This window comes from Parabacteroides chinchillae (assembly GCF_900108035.1).
Lineage (GTDB): Bacteria > Bacteroidota > Bacteroidia > Bacteroidales > Tannerellaceae > Parabacteroides > Parabacteroides chinchillae.
Map to the genome: position 1 here is coordinate 50,043 of NZ_FNVS01000005.1, position 24,905 is coordinate 74,947.

A 24,905-nucleotide genomic window follows, 5' to 3' on the forward strand; every position below is an offset into this window, starting at 1 on the left:
TTTCGTTATTCTGCATTTTGAGGAACACCGTAAGCCATACGGTAGTTGTCAAACTCTTCCTGATACTTCTTAGCAAACTCAGGGTTGTGCTGCTTGTTTACACGAAGCACTTCCTGCAGTACTGCCAGATTGTGTCCGAGTTCGTTCTCTACAGACGACAGTTGTCCGGGTTTCAAGCGGAACAACCAATTCAGATTACGAACTGCATTATCGGCTATTCCGGTATATATTCCTTCTGCTTTTTCTTTTTGGCCAAGCACATAATAAAGCTCACCAATTGAAAGGGCACTGTAATCCAAAGGAATATTTTCGGCAGGAAGAACCTCCATTGCCTTATCAAGTACTGCTAACGCTTTATCATTCTTCTGTTCGTTAACCAACGCAGCCGCCAACTTAGCAAACAATACAGAGCGGTAGCTCTTGCACATACGCATTACGTTTTCATCCAGATAAACGCCCTTCGTATTTACGCCGCCCCATTTGAACTTGTTCATCACATTATCGTACATCTTTTCGGTATTAACCTCCTTAACAGTACCTTTCACCTGCATCGGGACAATCTGGTTAGCCAGACCTGTCTGCTGGAAATATGGGTCAAGCTTCACCCATTGATCGCTTGCAACTGTTACAGCATAATACATCGGACGTTTCCAGTCATTAGTCTGCAGCATATCCAGAATCATCAACTCCTGTTTACCAAGAACATCTTTACCCTTCAAATCAATAGTCATATCCTGCACATACCGGATATCAGCCGTATCAACTACACCGTTATTCACAGCCGAATTAACATCTACCTTATATACTAAGCTCTGCGAAGGTATATAATCGAGTTCCTGACTTATATTCGGAATCTTTTTGTATTTCGGATCGTTACTACGGACAAAGTCCAATGCTGTTTTCAAATCAATCGACTGATCAGTCAGAGGGAATATAAAAGCAGCATCACGCGTACCCTGTATATAATCTGCACGGTTCCACGAAATAGGCAGTGGCTGCGATTCGTATGCCTGTTTCTTCATCTGGTCGATATACCAATCTGTTTGCAGATAACTGGTGTTGCATACGCGAACATCGGTACGTATACCCTCAACTTCCTGGGCATACCACAGCGGGAAGGTATCGTTATCTCCATTTGTGAAGATGATAGCATTCGGCTCGCACGATTCCAGATAATTTGCTCCAAAATCGCGGGCAACATAGCGGTTCGAACGATCATGATCGTCCCAATTCTGCGCACCCATCTGCATAGGAACGAATAAACAAACAACGGAAGCAATAGCTCCTGCCGCTACAGCAGGCAACTTACCATATTTTTCGAGGCCTTTTGCCAAAGCCGCCACTCCGAATCCGATCCATATACAGAACGCATAGAACGAACCGGCATACGCATAGTCTCGTTCACGCGGCTGATAAGGTGTTTGATTCAAATACAATACAATTGCAATACCCGTCATAAAGAACAGGAAGAACGTAACCCAGAATGCCTGAATACCCTTCTTTCCTGCATACGCCTGATACAACAGACCTAAAATACCCAGTAAAAGAGGCAGCATATAATAGACATTATGCCCTTTATTATTTACAATATCAAAAGGCATATCTTCCTGAGGACCTACCAAAGCCTCATCTATAAATGGAATACCTGTTATCCAGTTACCATTCAGCACTTCGCCGTTTCCTTGAATGTCATTCTGACGTCCGGAGAAATTCCACATAAAATAGCGCCAATACATGAAATTAAGCTGGTAAGCAAAGAAGAAACGCAGGTTTTCCATGAAAGTAGGTTTCACCACAGAAACCATTTCACCACAGCGGTTAAATTTAACAGGTTGTCCTTTTACCTGTGCCCATTCCTTATAGGCGGCTATATGGCGTGCATCATTGCTATACATACGTGGAAACAACATATCCAGTTCGTCCACATATTTATATTCCGTCTCATGACGGGAAACATAATAGCGATCTTTCTCATTTTTATCCTTCTTGATAACACGGCTCCAGGTAGGTGCTCCCTCTTCAGTAACAGGAACACAGGCACCATCCTTAACCTCACGCAATACTTCCGATGCATAAGTCTGACCATACAATAACGGAGTTTTACCGTATTGCTCGCGAGCCAGATAGGTACGCAAAGTAAAAATGTCGCTCGGAGCGTTCTGGTTCATTGGGGTATCTGCCGAAGCGCGAATCAACGTCAGTGCATATGAAGAATAGCCTACAACAACTACCATCAGGCAAATCAGGATTGTATTCAGCATCTTGATATTTACCTTCTTACTCATAAACAAATAAGCCGTAAGGGCAGCAGTAAGGATCACAGCCAGTACATATCCGCTACCAATAAAAGGAATACCTATCAGCACTATAGCCAATATAAAAGCAATTTTCATACGTAACGGATTGATCTCGTCGCGCATAGTTTCCCAAATCGACCAAATCAACACTCCGGCTAATACTATAACATAAGCAAAAACACCCGAATTATAAGGCATTCCCAGTACGTTAACAAACAGAAGTTCAAAGTAACCGCATACTTCAACCAAACCCTGTACCACACCGTACATCATCAACGCAACAATAGCAAAAGAAACCAAAAGGGCTATTAACGTTCCCTTCATGGTAGGATTTTCAAACTTCTTATAATAATATACCAGTACAATAGCCGGAATACACAATAAGTTCAACAAGTGGACACCAATACTCAATCCCATTAAATAGGCAATCAATACAATCCAACGATCGGCATGAGGTTGGTCTGCCATATCTTCCCATTTCAGAATTAGCCAGAATACAACAGCCGTAAACAAAGAAGAAGAAGCATATACTTCACCTTCTACCGCACTGAACCAAAATGTATCACTGAATGTATATGCCAACGCACCCACAACGCCACTGCCCAGAATAGTAATCATCGTTCCGAGCGGCATATCATAACTATCCCCTACCATAATCTTACGGGCCATGTGCGTAATACTCCAGAACAGGAATAAGATTGTCAGTCCACTAAAAAGAGCAGACATACTGTTCACCATCATGGCTACTTTAGAGGGATCGGAAGCAAACTGTCCGAAAAGGTTAGCTACTAACATAAAGAAGGGTGCTCCGGGAGGATGTCCTACTTCCAGTTTGAATGCTGAAGAAATGAACTCACCGCAATCCCAAAAGCTGGCAGTAGGTTCGATTGTCATCAAATAAACGGTAAAAGCGGCTGCAAAAACAATCCACCCCAACGCGTTGTTGATTAATTTATACTTTCCCATGTTGTATAAAGTGATATAATTAGTTTCATATAAACTACCCTTACGCGGGCAATCGGGCGCAAAGGTAAGCATTTACGTTTAATACGTAACGTTCAGATTCCTTATAAATTGTAATTACAAAATTAGAAATATATTAAAGAGAAGGCAATTACACAAAAATCACACACTTTTTTTATATAAACAAAGCTGTATTCAAAACTGTTCTATATGCGTACGGACATTAAAAATTAAAGATTAAAGATTAAAGATTATGGCTGAAGACTACGAATTAATAGACAATGAAACACATCATCAATATGAATTTCATGTCGACAAATATATTCCAAAGATTGAATATATAAAATCTAAAAACGGAGAAATCTATTTAACCCATACCGAAGTTCCAATAGCTCTTGAAGGTAAAGGTATCGGATCGCAGCTTGTAGAAAAAGTTTTAAAAGATATAGAGAAACAAGAGCTACGACTGGTTCCCCTTTGTCCTTTTGTTGCAGGTTATTTGCAAAAACACCCTGACTGGAAGCGTATTGTTATGAGAGGAATTAATATTCAGTCATAAATTAAGAAAAATACAATGGCAGAAAAAAAAGAATATTCAAATGGCGAACTGACCATCATTTGGCAACCCGGATTATGCCAACATGCAGGGATCTGCGTAAAAATGTTGCCCCGAGTGTACAATCCTAAAGAAAGACCTTGGATCAAAATAGGAAATGCTACCACGGAAGAACTGATAGCACAAATCAAACAATGTCCGTCGGGAGCTTTAAGTTATAAATTAAAGAAGAAGTAAAGTAAATAAAAACCGTTTTAAATAAAAGTAGAAGCCGTGTCAAAAGTTTCCCTTCTGTCGCGGCTTCTTTTTAATTTACATTAAAATAATATTGTATTCTCTATTTTCTACAGAAATACTATCTTTGAACACATCGATAATGTTATAATATTATGATTAGAAAATATTCTTTATTAGCATTTCTCTTACTTTGCCTTACAGCCATTTCATCGGTAATAAATGCACAAGAGGAAATACAGCCGTTACCTGTTGATCCAAAAGTACGGTATGGCAAATTACCCAATGGATTAACGTATTATATCCGTCATAACGAACAGCCCAAAGAAAGAGCCGATTTTTACATTGCCCAAAATGTAGGATCCATTCTGGAGGAAGATAACCAGCGCGGTCTGGCACATTTTCTGGAACATATGGCTTTCAACGGTAGTAAAAACTTTCCCGGACAAGGGATGAAAGATTTTATTGAAAATGCAGGTATGCGGTTTGGTGAGAATTTTAATGCTTATACTAGCTTTGACGAAACAGTTTATATGATAATGAATGCGCCAGTCAGCAAAGAAAGCATAGTAGATTCTTGTCTGCTGATACTTCATGACTGGTCAAACTTCATTACTCTGGCTGATACGGCCATTGAAAAAGAACGCAATGTAATACGCGAAGAATGGCGCACGCGACAGGATGCACAAGCACGTCTCTGGGAACAGCAACTCCCTCAAATGTACCCCGGTAGCCGCTATGCTAACCGTATGCCAATCGGCAGTATTGATGTAATCAACAACTTTAAACCGAACGAACTGAGAGACTATTATAAAAAATGGTATCGTCCCGATTTGCAAGCCATCATTATTGTTGGAGACATCGATGTAAATAAAGTGGAAGCTGCGGTAAAGCGTATATTTACAGATATCCCGGCACCAAAAGCCCCTGCCCCACGCGAAAAGTTCAATGTGCCGGATAACGACATGCCACTTATATCCATAGCTAAAGATAAAGAAGCATCAAATACTATACTTTATCTTTTTTATAAGCATGAAAAGTTACCTGCAGATCTTTACGCTTCCGTCACCGGGTTAGTAAAAGATTATATACAGGCAGTGTGTGCAGACATGATAAACGAAAGGTTTGAAGAAATACTGCATCAGGCCAATCCTCCATTCGTATATGCCCAAGCTTATGACGGCGATTATATGATCTCCAAAACGCAAGGAGCATGGACAGTTGCAGCAATAGCGAAAGAAGGGGAAATAGACTCTACGTTAACAGCATTGGTAAACGAAACAGAACGGGTCAAACAATATGGCTTCACTGCTTCAGAATATGACAGAGCTCGCATCAATGTGCTAAAACAATACGAAACAGCTTATAATGAACGTGATAAGCAAAAGAACAGTGCTTATACAAAAGAATATGTCAACCATTTCACTAACGGAGGATATATTCCCGGTATCGAAACGGAATATTCTTTAATCAACCAAATCGCACCATCTATTCCAATAGAACAAGTAAACCATTACATACAGGATATGTTGAGCAGTGACGACAATATTGTAATAAGTCTTACCGGCCCGGACAAAGCAGGTATTGTTTACCCTACGGAAGAAAATCTGTTAAAAACGTTCCTTAAAGCACAACATATGACAGTGGAACCATTCCGGGAGAATGTTTCCAACGAGCCACTAATACCGGTACTTCCCTCTCCGGGAAAAATCATAAAAACAGAAAAAGACCAACGTTTCGGGGCTACTGTTTTAACTTTAAACAATGGTATTAAAGTCGTTTTGAAACCTACAAACTTAAAAAAAGACCAAGTAGTAATGACTGCCACCTGTCCCGGAGGAAGCACTCTGTTCGGGGCTAAAGACATAGATAATTTAAAAGTCTTTAATGACGTTATCGGAATAGGAGGCTTAGGCAATTTTTCTGTAATAGAGTTAGGAAAACGTTTAGCAGGAAAACAGGTTTCATGCACTCCATCACTCGGGCTGGATAACGAAAGCATAAATGGTTCATCTACTCCTGCAGATTTACAAACACTTTTCGAACTAATCTATCTCAACTTTACAGCTCCTCGTACAGACGAAGAAGCTTACGCCTCATTCGAGAACCGTATAAAGTCACAGCTGAAAAACCTGGAACTGAATCCAATGGTAGCTTTTAGCGATTCGCTTGCCAGGGCAGCCTATAATGACAATCCCCGTGCCATGCGTTTGCAAGCTACAGATTTTGAACATATCAGTTATCCCCGCATCATGGAAATGTATAAAGAGCGATTTGCTGATGCCTCCGGTTTCGTTTTCACTTTTGTCGGGAATATTGATCCCGATAGCATTCGTCCATATATAGAACTATATTTAGCTTCTTTACCATCAAAAGGACATATAGAAAAAGGGGATCCATCCAAGGTTCCAGCCTTACGCAAAGGTGTTTATACAAATATCTTCCAACGTAAGATGGAAGTACCCAAGGCAACAGTAGCAAATCTCTATTCTGGCCAGATTGATTACACCCTGGAAAATATCATCTGTGCTACAGCATTGAAACAAATTTTAGATCTTGTCTACACAGAAAAGGTACGCGAAGATGAAGGAGGAACTTACGGAGTACAAACTTCTGCCTATATTTCTCCTTTCCCGCAAGGACAAACAACATTACAAATCTTTTTTGACACCGATCCGGACAAACGTGAACGGATGAATACAATTGTACGAAACGAATTAAAACGTATATCAGATATGGGGCCACGTCCGGAAGATTTCAGAAAGAGCCAGGATAATATGATAAAACGTCATGCAGAGAATCTACAAGAAAATAATTATTGGTTAAATACTTTAGACAATTATTATTACAAAGGTTTTGACGGAGAAACAGATTACGAAAATCTATTACAAAACCTGACTCCCGCAAAAATACAAGCATTTACACGGCAATTACTTTCTCAAGGCAACAGTATAGAAATAGTAATGGAACCATAAAATCCATTCATCAGGATCTTTTTTCGAAATCATCGGGATGAAATGGAAAAAACATCCCGATGATTTTTTTATTATACAAAACGCTGCTTATAACCTAAGTTCTGGAAGAACTAATTTTAGTACCCTGAGAAAACTTACTCTTCTTGGTTTGTGTGCAGCCGCTTTCCAGTTTCAGGTGATAGCAGCTTCATCACAAATGATTACCTTGAGTATCACACGGGGAACCATTTCTGACGTTTTTAAAGCAATAGAAAGTCAAAGCGATTATAAATTTTATAACAATTCGATATGAGTGTAGGATTCCAATCCGCATCAAAAAGATACGATATGTTGGATGCCGAAGGTTTAATGGAATATAAGAACCGTGCCTATGCCGCTGCAGGAAAACAACTAACAGAAGACTTTGCCACACCGGAAAAGCGTGAAGCTATTTATCTTTCCTGGAAAAGAATGGAGGACGTCAAGGTACAAATACAGACTACTGGGTATTTGATAACTATTTAACCTATAATCAAAAGTTTGATAAACATAATGTGTCTGTAATGGCTGGTACTTCTGCAGAAAAGAATCGTTATGAAATTATTAATACTTATAAAGAAGGCATGGTAAATAATGACCCAAGACAGCACAGCCGTAAGCACTGGATTGATTATTCAAGAAGGCCAACCAATGACTTAACACAGACAGACTGTTTGATTGAGACAGGCGGTGATAAACAATTAGCTGTCGATTTAATTAATAAGGTTCGTTATCGTGCATTTGTAACCACTTCTCCTACTGATAAGTTTGCTCAGTTCCGTAAGTTTAATGTACCGGGTGATAAAAAGGTAACGGAAGAATTGACTTTGTTGGTGGCTCTTTAATTCAGAACGATAATTATTAGTAATTGATTATTTCCTTATCTTTAAGGTCATATTCCAAATAAGGATATGGCCTTATTTTTTACTATTTAAACCATTTATATATGAAGAAAATCAAATTAATCATTTTGGCATGTTTAATGCCATTCCTGTCATTTGCTAAAACAGTATATCTGGATCAATTAGATTTAGGGTATATGTTACAAGACTGGGGGATACCTTTAGCTAATAAGTCAGTTATGGGAACATCTCTGCAAGTAAATGGAGTGAAGTATGAGCGCGGTATAGGATCTCATTCCGTCAGTCGTTTTTTATTAAATTTGGAAGGAAAAGCAAAAACGTTTTCCGGTCTGGCTGGTGCAGACGATCATAATGACTTTGGAGGGAACCTCGAGTTTCAAGTCCTTGCTGATCGACAATTAGTATGGAGCAGTGGGACACTTTGCAAAGGGATGCCTGCTGTGCCTTTTAATATTAACCTAAAAGGAGTAAAGAAACTGGCATTGTTGATTAAAGAATCTGGAGACGGGATTATGTATGACCATGCAGATTGGCTTAATGCAAAGATTGAAACCTCTGGTTCTGTAACACCTGAGCCGGTTATGCCCAAACCTCGTAAAGGCGAAAAGTATATCCTTACACCATGTCCTGACGCAACTCCCCGTATTAATAGCGCAAAAGTGTTTGGAATAAGACCCGGAAGCCCCTTTTTATATACTATAGCAGCCACAGGAGATCGTCCAATGAAGTTTTCAGCAGTTAATCTTCCGGAAGGACTGACTTTAGATCCTGAAACAGGTTTTATACGGGGCAAATTAATAAAGCAAGGCACATTTAATGTAATCCTGAAAGCTGAAAATAGTGTTGGCCAAGATATACGTCCCTTACGTATCGAGGTTGGAAATGAGATTTGTCTTACTCCTCCGATGGGGTGGAATAGCTGGAATTGTTGGGGATTACAGGTAAACGACCAAAAGGTAAAAGATGCTGCAGATTATATGGCCCGCAATTTAATTAACCATGGATGGACTTATGTTAATATAGATGATGGATGGGAGTCAGGAGAACGTACTTCTGAAGGTGTGTTGATGGGCAATGAGAAATTTCCTGATTTTAAAGACTTAGGTGATTACATTCATAGCCGTGGGTTAAAGTTCGGAATCTATTCATCCCCGGGTCCGCTTACTTGCGGAGGTCATTTGGGCAGCTATCAACATGAGCAAATTGATGCCGATACATGGGCTGCCTGGGGCATCGATTACCTTAAATATGATTATTGCTTGTATACACAGGTTGCTCCGGTTCCTACGGAAGAAATAATAAAAGAACCTTATACTGTAATGCGTAAAGCATTGGATAAAGTAAACCGCGATATTGTTTATTGTGTTGGCTATGGAGCTCCTAACGTATGGAATTGGGGTAGTGATGCCGGAGGCAATCAATGGCGTACAACTCGTGATATTACAGATGAATGGAATGTTGTACGTAGTATCGGCTTCTTCCAGGATGTTTGTGCACAGGCAACCCGGCCAGGTAAGTATAATGATCCGGATATGCTTGTGGTAGGTAAACTTGGATTGGGTTGGGGAGCAAGAGCACACGACTCTTATCTTACTCCTGATGAACAATATTCACATATAAGTTTATGGTGCATCTTGTCTGCTCCGTTATTAATAGGCTGTGATATGAATGAAATGGATGAATTTACCACCAACTTACTTACAAATGATGAAGTTTTGGCTGTAAACCAGGATCCATTAGTTATGCCTGCATGTAAGATTATAACTGAAAACGGACAAATCTGGTATAAATACTTGGAGGATGGCTCGGTTGCAATAGGATTTTTTCATGCCAATCCGTATGCTATCTATTGGGATCAAACAGATGATGTACAAAGTCGTAAATATAAATTCGACCTGGATTTCAAGTCTATCGGGCTGAATGGAAAATATACGATACGAGATTTATGGCGTCAGAAAGATATTGCATCGTCTCAAACTTCCTTTAATACCGAAGTCCCTTATCATGGAGTAACATTTGTTAGATTAATTCCTGAATAAAGTCTGTAAAATGATTCAAAATCAGGCATGTAATAACGTCTAAAGAATTATTGCATACCTGATTTTTTCTATTTTTTCACTTTAATATGATCAAAACCTTCTCCATAGACACCAATAACTGCACTTTGCGAAACAAAAGCATTCGGATCAATATCATTAATAATGCGAAAAATAGTTGTGGACTGCCGTTTTTTAGCCAGAACAAACATTATTTTTTGCTCTTGTCCTGTGTAAAGACCTGTTGCATCAATAACTGTAACGCCACGGTGCAGTGCATTAATCTCAGTCCCGATCTCTTTATATTTTTTCGAGATAATAAAAAACTGGACCGATTGGCGGGCACTATTCACAATCTGGTCAAGTACAAAGCTACATACGTATAATGTAACAAAACCATAAACAACTTTTTCCCAGTCTTTCAACACAAAATAACTGGACGTAATAATAATCATGTCGCATATCATTACCACACGTCCTAAAGTAATATCCCGGTATTTATTGATAATTGCAGCAATAATATCTGTTCCTCCCGTACTTCCATTGGATGAAAAGGCTATACCTATACCGCTACCACAAAAGGAGGCTCCTAATACACAAGCCATAAAAGGCTGATCATGTAAAAGATGTAACCCGGCAGTCAGCTTTTGAATCACAGACAAGAAAAAAGTCAGCACAAATACTGCAAAAATAGTTTTAATACTGAAACGAAATCCTAAAATCTTCAATGCAAGCAGGAGCAGAATACCATTTATAACAAAATAGGTATACTGCACCGGAAACCCTGTAGCCCAATAAATTATAGAGGCAATGCCCGGTACCCCGCCTGTTGTAATGTCATTAGGCAAAAGAAATACAGTCCAGCCGATACCGTAAAGTATCATACCGAGGGCTATCATCAGATAATCCCTCATTTCCCTCCACATGACTTGCCGTGAAGTCGTTAATAAAGTAGGATTCATTTTATTTTTGAATTTATGCGGCTGCAAAAGTAGTGAAAGATTATTTATGCCGGAACATCCAGTCCAGATAATCAGGTTCCGCAAATGCATTATCCCAACTATTATGATCGACACCCGGATATTCTTTATAACGAACATCTACACCTGCCTTTTTCAATGTTTCATAAGCATCACGCGAAAATTGTACATCTACCACACTATCATCTGCCCCATGGTAGATACTAAAAGCTGTTTTACCTTTGAAATTTGTTAAACGTTGCAAGTTTGCCCCGCCACATATAGGAGTTGCAGCCGCAAAAAGATTAGGGTAACGGCAAACCAAATCAAATGTTCCCATTCCACCCATAGAAAGACCGGTAATATAAATACGTTTTGTATCTACAATTCCTTTAGCTATATAACTGTCTAAAAGTTCTTTAACGGCAGCCATTGTTTTTGTAATCGGAGCTACCGTAGGATAATAACGTTTTTCGCCTTCTTTTTCAGGTCGTTGATAAGATGACCACCATAGATCTTTCGGACACTGCGGAGCAATAACAATTGCCGGATATTTGGACTGGTTAGTATATGAAGCAAACATATCACCTCCATGAAACAATTGCGCCTCATTATCATCTCCTCTTTCCCCTGCACCGTGCAAAAATAGGATGACAGGATATTGCTGATCCGGACAATAATTTTCAGGATACAATACCCGATAATTCAATTTATAACCATTTGCAGCAGTAAACTGTTTTTTAAGAAAACTGGCTTTATCTCCGGCATACGAAGTGATAGAAAATAACAGGCATAGTGCCACGAAAAAAAATGAATTCAATGTTTTCATAATACTTATTTTAGATTAATGATAGAACCAGAAAACAAATGTAATTGATTATCTCTTAGTTGGTGGTTTGTATCTTAATAATTTTTGTTTTAAAACAAAAAGCCATGCTCTTTTTGAGCATGGCTTTAAGATCAACAACTTATTATTTAATTGTAATTATCATTTTGCGTTAAAGAACCGCCTACATAATCAATTTCAGCTTGAGGAATAGGATATGGCCATGTTTTATCTGTAACATTTGAGCCTACTCCAGAATATATTCCTTCTTTTGTTTTGCTGAATGCCTGCATAGTTGAAACAAAAGTTCCCCAACGAAGCAAGTCGTAAAGACGAAGACCTTCTCCTGCTAATTCAACACGACGTTCGTGACGGACAGCTTTTCGTAAATCGTCTGATACTTTCACTTTGTATTTTGCATTAAACACTTCTTCCGTTACCTTTTTATCATCCGGTACATTAAACTTACGGAACTGAGCAAACTTATCTTTAGGAGAAGTGGTTACAAATGCACGATAACGAACCTTATTAATTAAATCGACAGCTAATTGTTTATCACCGCCTGTCTCAATCAAACATTCTGCGTACATTAACAATACATCAGCATAGCGGATATGATAGAACGACCAGTCTGTGTCCATTAAACTACCTGTAGGTCTCCTTGAATAATCAACCCAGAACTTACGATTATGTTGTTGTGGAAGGTTATCATAACCTGAATAATCGTGAGTTTCTGTTGTTACGCCATCTCCTTTATAGAAAATATCACCGGATGACATAACTGTATGTGTCAAACGAGGGTCACCTACTTCATATTCATTTACCAAATTCGTTGTAGGACATTCTCCACCCCAACCACCGGTTGTGTTACGACCGATACACATCTGAGGAACAACGCTACCTCCTGTATAATTAGGAATATAAGCACGGGTAGTGATAAATACAGCTTCTTTAGACATATAGCCTTCTGCCGCACTGTTAAACAAAGTCTGGTAGTCATTAATCAAATCAAACTGACCTCCGTCAACAACAAGTTTTAAGTCTGCTTTTGCTCCTTCATAATCACCAAAAAACATTTTTACGCGAGCGCGGAAAGACAAAGCAGCCTCTTTGGATACACGACCTATATCAGAAGCTGGAATAGCATTTGCACTTGGCAAGTTTGCCTCAGCAATAGCTGCATCTAAATCCGAAAGAATAAATTTTCTAACCTCTTCTTTATCAGACTTTGTAATCGTATTTTTGTCTACTGCATTCAAAGGTTTGTCTATAATAGGAACATTAGCAAACATCATAGCCAAGTCAAAGTAATAAAATGCGCGTAAAAACTTAGCTTCTGCTATCCAACGTTGCTTTTCAGCAGTCGTAACTAATGCACCTCCATCTTTTATCAATTGCGTTTCAGGAGTAACCAATGATAAGAATACGTTACATGCAGAAATGGCTGATTGATAACGATGATTCCATAAGCTTAGCAACATACTGCTGGATGCGGTCGGATTGCCTCGCGTTACTTCGGTAATAACAACACGGTCTGCAGCATCAGATCCTCCCTTGGTACAGTCATCTGTTAACTGGTCGCCCATGTCGAATTTCATTTGCTGATAGTCCCAATGATTAACGATTGGCTGATAACAATTTATTAATAGCTTAAAGCCTCCATTTTCAGAATTCAGATAAGTTGTCTCATCTACCGAACCTACAGTAGGACGATCCAGAAAATCTGCATTACAGCTTGTCATCAAAGTACCTGCGAATAAAGCTACCGCACATACTTTTCCTAAATTTATTATTGATTTCATAATACATCCGTTTTTAAAGTTTCATACTGATACCAAACATAAAGGTTCTTGCCTGCGGATAATATCCCATATCAACTCCTCTATAGATAGGATTTTTATTAAACTCACCAATTTCAGGGTCCAGACCGGAATAACCTGTGATAGTAAATAAATTCTGTGCAGCAACGAATACACGAAGGTTATTCAATGTGATCTTCTTTGTGATAGAAGACGGAATCGTATAACCAATCTGCAGGTTTTTCAGACGAATATAAGAACCGTCTTCAATAAACCATTCAGACATTTCACGATTCAAACGGCTGTCAGCATCGATTGCAAAGTTCTCATTTGTGCTACCCGGACCATTCCAGAATGTTGTTAGAATGTCTTTAGGAGCATTATACCAACCAACACCTCCATAGATGTCATATTTCAAAATATTCAACAGGTCATTTCCTACTGATCCCTGGAAGAATGCAGAGAAGTCGAAGCCTTTATATTCGGCACCTAATGTGATACCAAATGTAAAGTCGGGATGCGGGTTACCTATCATTGTCCGGTCTTTGTCATCCAACTGTCCGTCTTTATTCAAATCCTGGAATTTTAAGTCACCCGGTTTTGCATCCGGCATAACCATTTTTCCATCATTTTTATAGTTGTCAATTTCTTCCTGAGTTTGGAATACTCCATCAGTTTTGTAACCATAATAATAACCTATAGGTTTTCCCACTTCGGTCATAGTATATGTGTAGTATCCTAAGTGAACTCCTTTACCCGGAATATTGGCATCACTACCAAGACTTTTTACTTTATTCTTGTAAGTAGAAACATTAGCGTTTACATGGTAAGTAAAGTCTTTCCCTGCTTTTCCATCATAACCGATAGAAACTTCAAAACCTTTATTACTGATACTACCCGCATTTACCCATGGAGTATTTGGGAAACCTAAACTGGCAGGGTTAGGAACTTGTACCAACATGTCCTTCGTTTCACGATTATAATAATCTAAAGTTAATCTCAACGAACCTTGAAGAAATGCTAAATCCAAACCAAGGTCAAGCTGACGGGTTGTTTCCCACTTCAAGTCTGGGTTTCCTACTTGATTTCGTGCACCACTCAAGATAGTATTACCACTTCCAAACAGATAATAACCACCATTTGCAAATGTATTCAGATAGGCACCATCACCAATGGTCTGGTTACCAATTTCCCCCCAACCGACTCTTAATTTACCTTGAGACAGCCACTTTTCAGCAAAACTCTTCACGAAACTTTCTTCTGAGAAATTCCAACCTCCGGATACGGATGGGAATACACCCCAACGGTTGCCATCTGCAAATCGGGAAGAACCATCCCAACGGATATTGGCTGTAACCATATAGCGGTTATCAAAAGAATAGAAAGCACGGCCGAAGTATGAGTTCAGAGTGTTGATTACATGGTATCCTCCAGCTCCCGGATTCATTGTACCTGCATTTATAATCTGTTGGTTAGGCTCATTGTTAATCATTCCTTGCTTAGAGGCGCTGATTACTTCATATTTTTTCTTTTCTGCAGAAGTACCAGCCATTACAGACACATTATGTTTGTCAAACTTTTGATTATAAGTTAAATAGTTGTCAAATACCCAGTAATCTGTGTTATAGACATTCCGGCTTGCAGTTGCAAAAGAATTGTATTCATCGCCATCCAGATAATATTTAGGATTAAAACCATCAGATTGTGCACGAATCAAGTCAAGAGCAATACTTGATTTGAATGTCAAAAATGGAAATAGCTTGAACTCTCCTGCGATATTACTCTTTGTTGATACTTCATGCCAAACATTTAAAGCATGACGATCAACCTGAGCTACTGTGTTTGGCTTGTTTGAATAGAGAACACCTGTGTAACGTGACCATGGATTAGCCGGTTCATAGCCATTATAAATACGATCTTTCAAAAAGTCAGGAACATCTACCAGATTATCTCTATAAACAGGAGTAATAGGGTCTGCAGCAGCTGTAGAAAATACGGTTGCCGTATATGAATCATTTTCTGTAATATTTCTTCTGGCTTCATAAGCCACGTTCACATTAGCAGATAAGTTAAACCATTTTGTTACTTCTGAATCTACATTCAAACGGCCATTCAAACGTTCATATTCCGAACTTTTTACAAGACCTTTATGATTCATATATCCAAAGCTGGCACGGTATCTCAGTTTATTTGTTCCACCCGATAATGCTAAATTATAAGTTTGATTCATAGCATCTTTCGGTTTATTTGTGATAGCATCCCACCAGTTGGTACCTTGACGTCCTCCATTCTTTTCCAGGAAAGATAAAATAGCTTCACGCTTTTCCGGTGTGGCAAAGTCTTCTGTTAAATCTTTTCCTGCAGCAGCATAGGCACGGTTTTTATATTCCATGAAACCTTCGGCATCCAACATATCATACGTTTTAGAAGCAGCTTGGAATCCTACACTCATATCGAATTCGATATTACTGCGATAAGAGTCACCACTTGCACCACGTTTGGTAGTAACCAAAATCACACCATTTGCAGCACGCGAACCATAAATTGCCTGGGCTGATGCATCCTTCAATACTTCAATGTTTTCAATATCGCGTGGGTTCAACCAGCCGATAGCATCTTGAGGCATACCGTCCACTACATATAGCGGATCATTACCATTTAATGTACCGATACCACGAACACGAACGTCTCCTAATGAACCCGGACTTCCTGAGTTTGCAGTAATAGATACACCGGCTACCTTACCTTGTAATGCATCGGAAGCACTTCGAAGAGGTAACGCTGCGATCTCATCCCCTTTAATCTGGGAAATAGCACCCGTTAAATCACTTTTCTTGAATGAACCGTAACCTACTACTACGACTTCATCCAGTTTCTGGGTGTCTTCTGACAATGTAATGTTTACACTGTTTTTATTTCCTATGTTAATATTTTGTGAGTTGTAACCGATATATGAAAATTCCAAAACGGCATTGGCTGGAACACCGTTCAATGAATAATTTCCGTCTATATCAGTGGTAGCACCGATTGTTGTACCTTTTACAAGTACATTTACGCCGATCAGTGGCTCTCCATTCGGATCCACAACCTTACCTGTTACAGTTTTTCCTTTTTGGTTGACAATTGAAACTTTTGCTTCTTTCGAAGTCTTATTTGTAAGGACTACGTGGTTGTTTACAATCTTATAGGTAATATTGGTACCTGCAAAAACATTATCAAGAACGCTTTCTATCGAGCCTCCTGAAACATTTACATTTACCTGGTCGCTCAAATCGACCTGGCTGTTGTTATAAAAAAATTTATAATCGCTTTGACTTTCTATTGCTTTAAAAACGTCAGAAATGGTTCCCCGTGTGATACTCAAGGTAATCATTTGTGATGAAGCTGCTATCACCTGAAACTGGAAAGCGGCTGCACACAAACCAAGAAGAGTAAGTTTTCTCAGGGTACTAAAATTAGTTCTTCCAGAACTCCCTGTATGATTTGCCATAATTAATGAAATTAAGATTATACAATAAAATCTAAAAAAAATAGGTTAACTGTGTAATAAAAATGATTTTTTCAATTCTATCTCATAGGCTGTTAGATTTAAAGATTAATATTCCTGTTATTTAATTATTATAGTATCTTTTACAACTTGATAAGTTATTGATGTATTAGTTTTTATCACTCTCAAAATCTCTGATAAATCTTCACTATTCCGAAAACTTCCACTAAACTTCAGTTTTTTTATCTTTTGATTCTGATAACGGAATACTACATTATAATTCCGCTCCAATAATTTTGTTATGTCTTCCAAATACATCATTTCAAATGATAATGCTCCTCCTCTCCATTGAGCAAACATTTTTTTATCATATGGTACAATTTCTATTTTATTTCTACCTTTATAATAAACTGCCACTTGATTTGGCTCCAACAGTATTTGTTGCTTCGTTAATGTCGGCTGAACTACCACTTTTCCGCTAAACAATGTTGTTATTAATTTTGCATCATCACTATATGCCAGAACATTAAATGCCGTACCAACAGCTTTTACGTCAATACCTCCACTAGTTTTTACAATAAACGGAAGTTCTTTATTTTTTGCAACTTCAAAATAAGCCTCTCCATCCAAATGAATATCCCGATTACTTTTTCCGTAATCAGGAGCATATTCTATTGTAGTACATGAATTAAGCCATACATTTGTTCCATCTGGCAATTGCAAATAACTTTTCTCACCTTTATCTGTTACCAACTTATAAGTGCCAACCATAGCCAATGGCTTTTTTTCCACAAAATAGAAAGCAGAAATCGAAAGGACAACTCCTATAAACATTGCTGCCGCATAACTCACCAATCGAAGAAACACCTTTTTTTTTGAGCCACCTGACAGTCTATTTATAGAAGAAGCCAAACGGCTCCACTCATTATTAATATCTACCTCTTCTTTTAGGCTTTCTCCAATCATATTTTTAATATATCCCTTCATCTATCAACTGTTCTTTCCTCACTTTTTAATATGACACATCTAAACAAAAGATTACTTACAAGCATAAATATTATTTTATCTAATTTTTTCTTAGGAAGACATATAATCCTTCAATTTACCTTTTAAAATTTTAAGTGCTCTATATATCTGCGTATCTACAGTTCTGACAGAGATAGTCAATTTATCAGCTATCTCTTGATTCTTTAATCCATTTATCCGGCTTAATTTAAAAATAGACTTACATTGGTCCGGCAGTTTATCTATTGTATTTTCTACTATTTTTTCGATTTCAAGTGCAGCTAAATCAGAGAAAGGAGAAGGCTCATTATTATTAAAATCATTTCTTATATTATCCGGCAGACCTTCTTCTAAAGTAGTTGTAATTCTATTCGAACGGATATAGTTCAAACATTCGTTCTGTACAGAACGAAACAGATAGGCATTCAACGAAGTATGAATGTCTATCTCGCTCCTTTTTTCCCAAAAACGGAGGAATACATTCTGTAATAAGTCTTTGGCATCCTCAGAGTCGGGCACAAATTTCCGACAATGAAAATACAGCTGGAAATAAACCGAATCAAACAAAGATTTGAATGCAGTCATATTACCATTCTTAATCTGTATGATCATTTCTTCATCAGAGACCATAAACTATTTGATTTTAAACAATTAAGCAACTAAAAATCAATCTTTCAGTTTTTCAAATAATCGTGAAGATTATACTTCACAATCCTGACATCTGGCTCTATATAAATTGATTTAATATCCTGTTTTGTGTTAAAACTATTGGCTGACGAATATAAAAATCCATATATATCTTTCAAATCATCTATCTCGCGTCTCCATTTCAAAGACATTTCCCAACTATACTTTTCTGAAATCTTTACGTGTTTGTCATACACTTTCCATAAGGAGCTATCCATTTCCTGCTTAGCAGAAAAATGAAAAGGCATATTTTGTATTAAAAAGCAAGCCGCTTTTAATTTCAAAGTATCTTGTTTGTAATGTTCCAAAACTTTCTCAAGTTTCGCACGATTATCTCCTGCAATAGACAATGCTCTTTTCAAAGGGTCATCTTGTTGCGAAATACAAGAAAATCCCATGATAAAAATACTCAACAAAAAAATAAGGTCAACCTTTATTCTCATTTTTCATATTAGATCTAATACACATTCTCTATTACGAGGCAAAGCGTACAGGTTCAGAAATCATTCCTTACCTGTACGCATAACTACCTATTAACCTATGCCTATCCACTTATAAGATCTCATCGGCAGTTTTGTTGAAATACTTGATACATTCTTTAATATCAGGAACCGAATTATCCCAGTTGTATTCATATTCAATAGAGAATACCCCTTTAAAATTCTGCTTTTTCAACTCTTTCAGCATTCCCTTTACATCCAGAATTCCTGTTCCCCAAATCACATCATGCTGTTCTTTTTCACCTTCAACTTTCGGAGCTATATCCTTAAAATGTAATGAGACTATACGACCCTTCAATTGTTTCAAGCAATCAATCTGATTCAAACCTTCTCTACGCCAGTGTCCAACATCAGAACATGATCCCAACAACTTACTACGATTTGAAATTGCATTCAACAAGTTCTCTGGCTTCCAATAATCAGAAGGTTGCGGGTGATTATGGACTGAAACTTTAATATTATACTGTTTTGCCAGTTTTTCTACTAAATCCCAATCCTTAAGAGCCGGTTCGCAAGTGATAAATTCCATATTCATCGCTTTTGCAAACTTGAACATCTTTTCCCAATCAGATGGTTTATCAGCTATATAAACTCCTGTACCAACAATCTTAATTCCCTTAGAGGCTGCCAGTTCTTTTATTTCTTTCTGAGTCTGAGTATCCAGATTAAAATCAAAAACTTTATCTCCCCATTTACCTCCTAATTTATGTCCGGGAAACACCTCAATACATTTTATACCTAGTTCATGAGTCTTATCCAAAGCTTCCACCAATGTGAATTTGTGAAATGAATAAGATTGTATACCTAAGCGCCAACCTTGTTTTTCAGCCTTTGTTTGTGCCAATGAAGGCAATGCCAACAAACAACAAACAGCGGCAATTATTATCTTAGAAATTCGTCCAATCATAATTATTTATTATTAAAAGTTTTACTTCGGCATATCAGGCAAAGAGAAGCCATTATTATACGTATGTTTTATCCATTCGTTTGCCATATCTTGTGCACTGAATTCAGCAAAACGACGATCAAAACGCGGATCACCATCAATAACCTTGAAATCATCTACCGTTACTATTTTTATCTTGTCAGTCGGAGAGATATTTGTAAATTTCATATTTTCACCATCCCACTGCAATTCGCGGTGCAAACCTTGCAGACCTGATAAGCGAACAGCCAAAACACCCATAACCACCATTTCATTAAACGGACCGGAGAACTGGAAATTTGAAGACGCTTCTGTTCTGTTTTCCGGAGATTCTTTACAAGCACGAATCCAATCTTGTTCATGGGCATTAGTTGACCAGATATTACCATTACCACCTTTTACACGTGCAATGGTCGGCTTAGGTTGATTGAAATGATCCATATCAGATACTGGTAACAATGTAGGATTCATACCGTAACAACCAGTCATAATCTTACCTTTTGTTCCAATAAAAATTATACCACCATTTTCATCACCCATCATTTGTCCGTCTTTCAGTTCTTCCGGCCGAGGAGGCATCAAACCGCCATCATACCAATAAACCTTCACTTCCGGCATTTTAACATTTCCCTTCGGAGCACGAGCCGGGAATGTATAAGTTACAATCTGTGCATGAGGAGGCGAATAAAGGTTGCTCAGCGTAGAACTACCGATAACACTTGTCGGATATTTCAAATCCAAAGCCCAGTATAACGGGTCCATAATATGGCAAGCCATATCACCCAAAGCTCCCGTACCAAAATCCCACCATCCGCGCCAGTTCCACGGTGTATAAACCGGATTATACGGACGTTTTTGAGCCGGACCGATAAATAAATCCCAATCCAATGTCTTAGGAGTCTTTACAATTTCACTCGGTTTCATTAACCCCTGTGGCCAGATAGGACGGTCAGTCCAGCAATGTACTTCTGTAACCTCGCCTATTACACCAGACTGAATCCACTCTGCAATCTGACGGCACCAGTCAAATGAGTTACCTTGATTACCCATCTGAGTAGCGACCTTATATTTCTTTGCCAATTTAGTCAGCAAACGTGACTCGTAAACAGAATGAGTAAGAGGTTTCTGTGTATAACAATGTTTTCCTAAAGTAATAGCATGTGCAGTAACGCCAGCATGTGTATGGTCTGGGGTAGCTACCATAATAGCGTCAATAGAATTACCAATTTCGTCAAACATCACACGCCAATCTTTGAAACGTTTTGCATTTGGATAATCTTTGAAAGTCTTATCTGCATACTTCCAATCTACGTCACAAAGAGCAACAATGTTTTCTGTACTCATATTTGCCAGGTTGCGGCGCCCCATACCACCTACACCTATTCCGGCAATATTCAATTTATCACTAGGAGCCGTATAACCAAACGACTTGCCAAGTACCGAACCCGGTACAATAGTCAGGCCGGCAGCAGCCATAACACCCGACTTGAGGAAATTTCTTCTGGATATGTTTTTCATAACTATTAAATTATAAAGTAATATTTTATATTATAAAGTTTTTAAATGCAGATTACGCCAAAGTACTTTTATACCACCTCCATCATGAATTTGTAAGGCTATACGTCCTTGCCCTGCACCAATTTTTTCATCGCGGATATTAACCATTTCTTCACCATTCAACCAAGTTTGAACATTATCACCTTGCACTTTAATGCGCATTGTATTCCAATCGCCACATTTTAAAATATCTTCTTTCTCATCAGGAATCTGAATCAACCAACCACGACCATACGACTCATAAATGCCTCCTGTATCTTGCCCTTTCGGAGCAACCTCGACCTGCCATCCATTAACCTTTACATCAGGTTCTACAAAAGAACGGATAAAGATACCTGAGTTACCATCTGCTTCTTGTTTGAATTCGACAGTCAAATCAAAATCATCATAATATTCGCGTGTTGCCAAATAGCCATATTGCTTATCAGGACCACTCGCACAAATAAGCAATCCATCTTTTACATACCATAATTCCGTTCCATACTTATCCCAACCTGCCAGATCCACTCCGTTAAAAAGGTCTACTTCTTTCGACTTCCGGGGAAGTTCTTTAACCTTAATATTACGGAACCATGCCGGATATCCATGATCTTGCAAACAAAATACTCCTTTGCGGGCTAAACCATATTCCGGAGCATTTGCCCACTTCCCACTATTTTTACGGGAGAACCAGTCATCTGTCCAGGCGTCAAACTCAATCGTTTTTTCACCATTCATGAAATAAGTTACATGCCCATTATCAAATACGATTTTTGAAGTATTCCATTCTCCGGCAGGCTTTACCTTTATTTTAGAGAAATCAGGAAGGTACATTGCATAATCAACGCCACAACGTTGCCATTCTTCCAAAGGCTCTGTAATATTCGCATCATCTAATAATTGATATTCAGGTCCGGTTACATACGGTACGGCAAACTGAGGACGTTCAACTACATGGTACAACATTCCGCTATTTCCTCCCTTCGAAATTTTCCAGTCCCAAGAAAGTTCAAAATTTTCATATTGTTTATCGGTAACAATATATCCGCTGGCATCACTTCCTCTGCCATCGGCTCGTATAGCTCCATCTACAACTTCCCATGGACCGGTAAGTGCAGTACCATTATAATCTCTCCATCCGTCCAGCGTCTTTCCATCGAAAAGGAGTTCCCATCCGTCCGCTTTTTCCTGTTCTGTCAATATATTTTGCCCAGCATCCATACATGATGGTAGCAAAAAGCCTAAAGCTATTGTACATACAAGTAAAAATCCATTTGTGCGTGTTCTGTCAATTTCCATCTGAGTCTTTTTAAATTGTTCACGATTTAGGTACTAACTTCATCATTCTATTAAGATAGACACGCTTATTAAAAATATTACGTACGGCCTATTTTGTTTTTTAATTATTTTAACCAGACACAGCGGTTGCAACAAAGATATTAAATAATTAAATATTAGAATCATTTTTAACAGAAAAATCAAATAAGCCTAATTATTACCCTCAGCTATAAAAAGCCCGGAAGGTCGACGTACTGTCTTCCTTCCGGGCCTGCCATTATAATTAACCCAAACTACTTTTTATTTTTGAGCATCCCACCATATACGGGTTGTAGTTTTATCACCACCTATACGGGCAACAGCTTCATTGTAATTTGCTTCGTTTACTATCTGTTCTCTTGCCGGATAAATAATACGGCGTAAAGAACCTCTCCAACCCATTGCGCCTTTCTCAATAACATAACCGGCTTCGGGCATAGCAAACGGATCCAATGTAGGCAAACTTAAACGACGATAATCATTCCATGCTTCCCAACCATTATCCGGGAAACCTGATAAATATTTCTGCGTAATAATTTTTGCCAATTGGGTATTATTTTCTCCCTTAGTATCATTAAAGGGGACAGTCGTTCCATATAAATTAGGCATGGTAGACTGCATATAATTAGCAATTACATCATCCGCAATCTCCACTTCTTTCATAGAAGCTTTGATTCCTTCCTCATAAAAGCTCTGAGCAGAACCACCCATGTCCCAGCCACGAACGGCACCTTCGGCACGCAGGAAGCATACTTCAGAATAATACATCAGTGTTTGGTCGCGGTCCATATTTACAGTAAACGGTACATCCGTTTCTTTGGTACTACCCACGAAATAAACACCCACGCGGGAATTATTCTTATTTACATTGTTTGGTTCCAAACTGACAGCCTGTGTATAACCGGCAGGAACACCTCTCCAACGTCCGCGATACTCTTCGCCCGCTCCGTTATACTGGTTGGTTACGTTAAAATAAATAGGGCCGCGCGGATCGCAATATTCAGGTACTTCTTTATAGGTATCTTTCTTCGGGAAAGGAATACCCCCTAAGTTTGTAAGAAGTTTCTGCATAGAATAACTCATGGTCATACGTCCGCCATTAAACAAATGGGACACGGCATTATAATAACCGTAATCGAATTTGTAATAAGAATTCTTACGGACAATCTTCACATCCTCATTGATACCTGATAACAGGCCGCCATCAGCTTTTACAGCAGCTTCAGCTTCCTGCTTTGCTTTGGCAGCATCTACCTCAGTCATACGCATAGCCAAACGAAGGCGCATGCTGTTTGCAAATGATTTCCAACGGGCTACATTACCCTGGAATATCAAATCACCCGAGCCAAGATTATCGCCGTCCGGATTAAGAGCAGCCGAAGCTTCAGCCAGTTCTTTCACCATATCATAATAGATATCTTTTTGTGTATCATACGGGGCTGCTTCGCCTGAATCATCACAAGCCTTTGAATACGGGATATCACCGAACAGATCCGTAGCACGAGCAAATGTCCAGACTTTCCAGATACGAGCAACCTGCACCAGATTATTATGTGCCGGATTATCTTTACAGATACGAATCACTTCATTCATGTTGGCAATCCATCCCCAATGAGCATCCCAATACTGCTGTGTCCAGTCATTATTAGGAACACATACGTTGGATGAATATTTATCATTAGAGAAATATTGGGCATAAGTATCTACATATAGATTGTGAATACGCTGGTATAAGTCTACATTATAAACGCTCCTGATAAACACTGGAGAAAGCAGATAAACCGGATCAATCTTTTCCGGGGTCGGAGCATTTGGATTTTCATTGATGCTGTCGAAACCTTCACAAGAAGTCAAAGCAGAAGTTCCTGCCATTACAAGCATCAGTAAATAAGATTTTATTTTAGTCTTCATATTGATAATTC

16 protein-coding genes and 1 pseudogene are annotated in these 24,905 nt (G+C 38.6%); 5 read left to right on the forward strand and 12 right to left on the reverse strand.

The window, feature by feature from the left end; genetic code table 11:
* Nucleotides 1–5 precede the first annotated feature (5 nt).
* Nucleotides 6–3,263, reverse strand: a complete 3,258-nt coding sequence (locus tag C4S38_RS05100) for a DUF2723 domain-containing protein (protein ID WP_103982817.1) — start codon at nt 3,261–3,263, stop codon at nt 6–8.
* A gap of 250 nt (nt 3,264–3,513) precedes the next feature.
* Here C4S38_RS05100 and C4S38_RS05105 point away from each other — a divergent pair, with 250 nt between their 5' ends.
* From C4S38_RS05105 to C4S38_RS05135, 5 genes and pseudogenes are all read left to right on the forward strand, one after another.
* Entirely contained in the window at nt 3,514–3,819 is a 306-nt protein-coding gene (locus tag C4S38_RS05105; protein WP_103982818.1) for a GNAT family N-acetyltransferase, read from the forward strand.
* Between the two features lie 15 nt (nt 3,820–3,834).
* On the forward strand, nt 3,835–4,053 hold the full coding sequence (locus C4S38_RS05110; protein ID WP_103982819.1) for a (4Fe-4S)-binding protein: 219 nt from the start codon (nt 3,835–3,837) through the stop codon (nt 4,051–4,053).
* Between the two features lie 152 nt (nt 4,054–4,205).
* The gene (locus C4S38_RS05115) at nt 4,206–7,025 is read left to right on the forward strand and encodes a M16 family metallopeptidase (RefSeq protein ID WP_103982820.1); all 2,820 of its coding nucleotides are present in this window, start codon (nt 4,206–4,208) and stop codon (nt 7,023–7,025) included.
* A gap of 279 nt (nt 7,026–7,304) precedes the next feature.
* Nucleotides 7,305–7,864 (forward strand): annotated as a pseudogene (locus C4S38_RS16320) (hypothetical protein); the annotation flags it as partial.
* A gap of 125 nt (nt 7,865–7,989) precedes the next feature.
* Entirely contained in the window at nt 7,990–9,945 is a 1,956-nt protein-coding gene (locus tag C4S38_RS05135; RefSeq protein WP_103982822.1) for an NPCBM/NEW2 domain-containing protein, read from the forward strand.
* A 68-nt stretch (nt 9,946–10,013) separates the two neighbouring features.
* Here C4S38_RS05135 and C4S38_RS05140 read toward each other — a convergent pair whose 3' ends face one another.
* From C4S38_RS05140 to C4S38_RS05190, 11 genes are all read right to left on the reverse strand, one after another.
* Nucleotides 10,014–10,904 (reverse strand): YitT family protein, encoded by an 891-nt coding sequence (locus tag C4S38_RS05140; protein WP_103982823.1) that lies wholly within the window; start codon nt 10,902–10,904, stop codon nt 10,014–10,016.
* 40 nt (nt 10,905–10,944) lie between these two features.
* A complete protein-coding gene (locus C4S38_RS05145) occupies nt 10,945–11,730 on the reverse strand; it encodes a carboxylesterase family protein (RefSeq protein ID WP_099465866.1) in 786 nt (261 codons plus the stop codon).
* A 146-nt stretch (nt 11,731–11,876) separates the two neighbouring features.
* The gene (locus tag C4S38_RS05150; RefSeq protein WP_103982824.1) at nt 11,877–13,529 is read right to left on the reverse strand and encodes a RagB/SusD family nutrient uptake outer membrane protein; all 1,653 of its coding nucleotides are present in this window, start codon (nt 13,527–13,529) and stop codon (nt 11,877–11,879) included.
* Between the two features lie 13 nt (nt 13,530–13,542).
* Complete coding sequence (locus tag C4S38_RS05155; protein ID WP_234999292.1) at nt 13,543–17,016, reverse strand: TonB-dependent receptor; 3,474 nt, start codon at nt 17,014–17,016, stop codon at nt 13,543–13,545.
* Between the two features lie 117 nt (nt 17,017–17,133).
* Nucleotides 17,134–18,000, reverse strand: coding sequence for a FecR family protein (locus tag C4S38_RS05160; RefSeq protein ID WP_103982825.1), 867 nt, complete (start codon nt 17,998–18,000; stop codon nt 17,134–17,136).
* Nucleotides 18,001–18,090: 90 nt separating this feature from the next.
* A complete protein-coding gene (locus tag C4S38_RS05165) occupies nt 18,091–18,648 on the reverse strand; it encodes an RNA polymerase sigma-70 factor (RefSeq protein WP_103982826.1) in 558 nt (185 codons plus the stop codon).
* Between the two features lie 44 nt (nt 18,649–18,692).
* Nucleotides 18,693–19,148: a hypothetical protein gene (locus C4S38_RS05170; RefSeq protein WP_103982827.1), complete on the reverse strand. Its 456-nt coding sequence runs from the start codon at nt 19,146–19,148 to the stop codon at nt 18,693–18,695.
* Nucleotides 19,149–19,257: 109 nt separating this feature from the next.
* Nucleotides 19,258–20,112, reverse strand: a complete 855-nt coding sequence (locus C4S38_RS05175) for a sugar phosphate isomerase/epimerase family protein (RefSeq protein ID WP_103982828.1) — start codon at nt 20,110–20,112, stop codon at nt 19,258–19,260.
* A gap of 21 nt (nt 20,113–20,133) precedes the next feature.
* Nucleotides 20,134–21,648: a Gfo/Idh/MocA family oxidoreductase gene (locus C4S38_RS05180; protein WP_103982829.1), complete on the reverse strand. Its 1,515-nt coding sequence runs from the start codon at nt 21,646–21,648 to the stop codon at nt 20,134–20,136.
* Between the two features lie 30 nt (nt 21,649–21,678).
* Complete coding sequence (locus C4S38_RS05185) at nt 21,679–22,965, reverse strand: 3-keto-disaccharide hydrolase (protein ID WP_103982830.1); 1,287 nt, start codon at nt 22,963–22,965, stop codon at nt 21,679–21,681.
* A 279-nt stretch (nt 22,966–23,244) separates the two neighbouring features.
* Nucleotides 23,245–24,894, reverse strand: a complete 1,650-nt coding sequence (locus C4S38_RS05190; protein WP_103982831.1) for a SusD/RagB family nutrient-binding outer membrane lipoprotein — start codon at nt 24,892–24,894, stop codon at nt 23,245–23,247.
* Nucleotides 24,895–24,905 lie beyond the last annotated feature (11 nt).

Excerpts from the sequence above, each read along its gene's own strand:
- C4S38_RS05170 (WP_103982827.1), bottom strand. The coding sequence starts at position 19,148 with ATGAGAATAAAGGTTGACCTTATTTTTTTGTTGAGTATTTTTATCATG.
- C4S38_RS05110 (WP_103982819.1), top strand. The coding sequence starts at position 3,835 with ATGGCAGAAAAAAAAGAATATTCAAATGGCGAACTGACCATCATTTGG.
- C4S38_RS05115 (WP_103982820.1), top strand. The coding sequence starts at position 4,206 with ATGATTAGAAAATATTCTTTATTAGCATTTCTCTTACTTTGCCTTACA.
- C4S38_RS05175 (WP_103982828.1), bottom strand. The coding sequence starts at position 20,112 with ATGATTGGACGAATTTCTAAGATAATAATTGCCGCTGTTTGTTGTTTG.
- C4S38_RS05105 (WP_103982818.1), top strand. The coding sequence starts at position 3,514 with ATGGCTGAAGACTACGAATTAATAGACAATGAAACACATCATCAATAT.
- C4S38_RS05150 (WP_103982824.1), bottom strand. The coding sequence starts at position 13,529 with ATGAAATCAATAATAAATTTAGGAAAAGTATGTGCGGTAGCTTTATTC.
- C4S38_RS05185 (WP_103982830.1), bottom strand. The coding sequence starts at position 22,965 with ATGGAAATTGACAGAACACGCACAAATGGATTTTTACTTGTATGTACA.
- C4S38_RS05140 (WP_103982823.1), bottom strand. The coding sequence starts at position 10,904 with ATGAATCCTACTTTATTAACGACTTCACGGCAAGTCATGTGGAGGGAA.
- C4S38_RS05160 (WP_103982825.1), bottom strand. The coding sequence starts at position 18,000 with ATGAAGGGATATATTAAAAATATGATTGGAGAAAGCCTAAAAGAAGAG.
- C4S38_RS05180 (WP_103982829.1), bottom strand. The coding sequence starts at position 21,648 with ATGAAAAACATATCCAGAAGAAATTTCCTCAAGTCGGGTGTTATGGCT.
- C4S38_RS05135 (WP_103982822.1), top strand. The coding sequence starts at position 7,990 with ATGAAGAAAATCAAATTAATCATTTTGGCATGTTTAATGCCATTCCTG.
- C4S38_RS05100 (WP_103982817.1), bottom strand. The coding sequence starts at position 3,263 with ATGGGAAAGTATAAATTAATCAACAACGCGTTGGGGTGGATTGTTTTT.
- C4S38_RS05155 (WP_234999292.1), bottom strand. The coding sequence starts at position 17,016 with ATGGCAAATCATACAGGGAGTTCTGGAAGAACTAATTTTAGTACCCTG.
- C4S38_RS05145 (WP_099465866.1), bottom strand. The coding sequence starts at position 11,730 with ATGAAAACATTGAATTCATTTTTTTTCGTGGCACTATGCCTGTTATTT.
- C4S38_RS05190 (WP_103982831.1), bottom strand. The coding sequence starts at position 24,894 with ATGAAGACTAAAATAAAATCTTATTTACTGATGCTTGTAATGGCAGGA.
- C4S38_RS05165 (WP_103982826.1), bottom strand. The coding sequence starts at position 18,648 with ATGGTCTCTGATGAAGAAATGATCATACAGATTAAGAATGGTAATATG.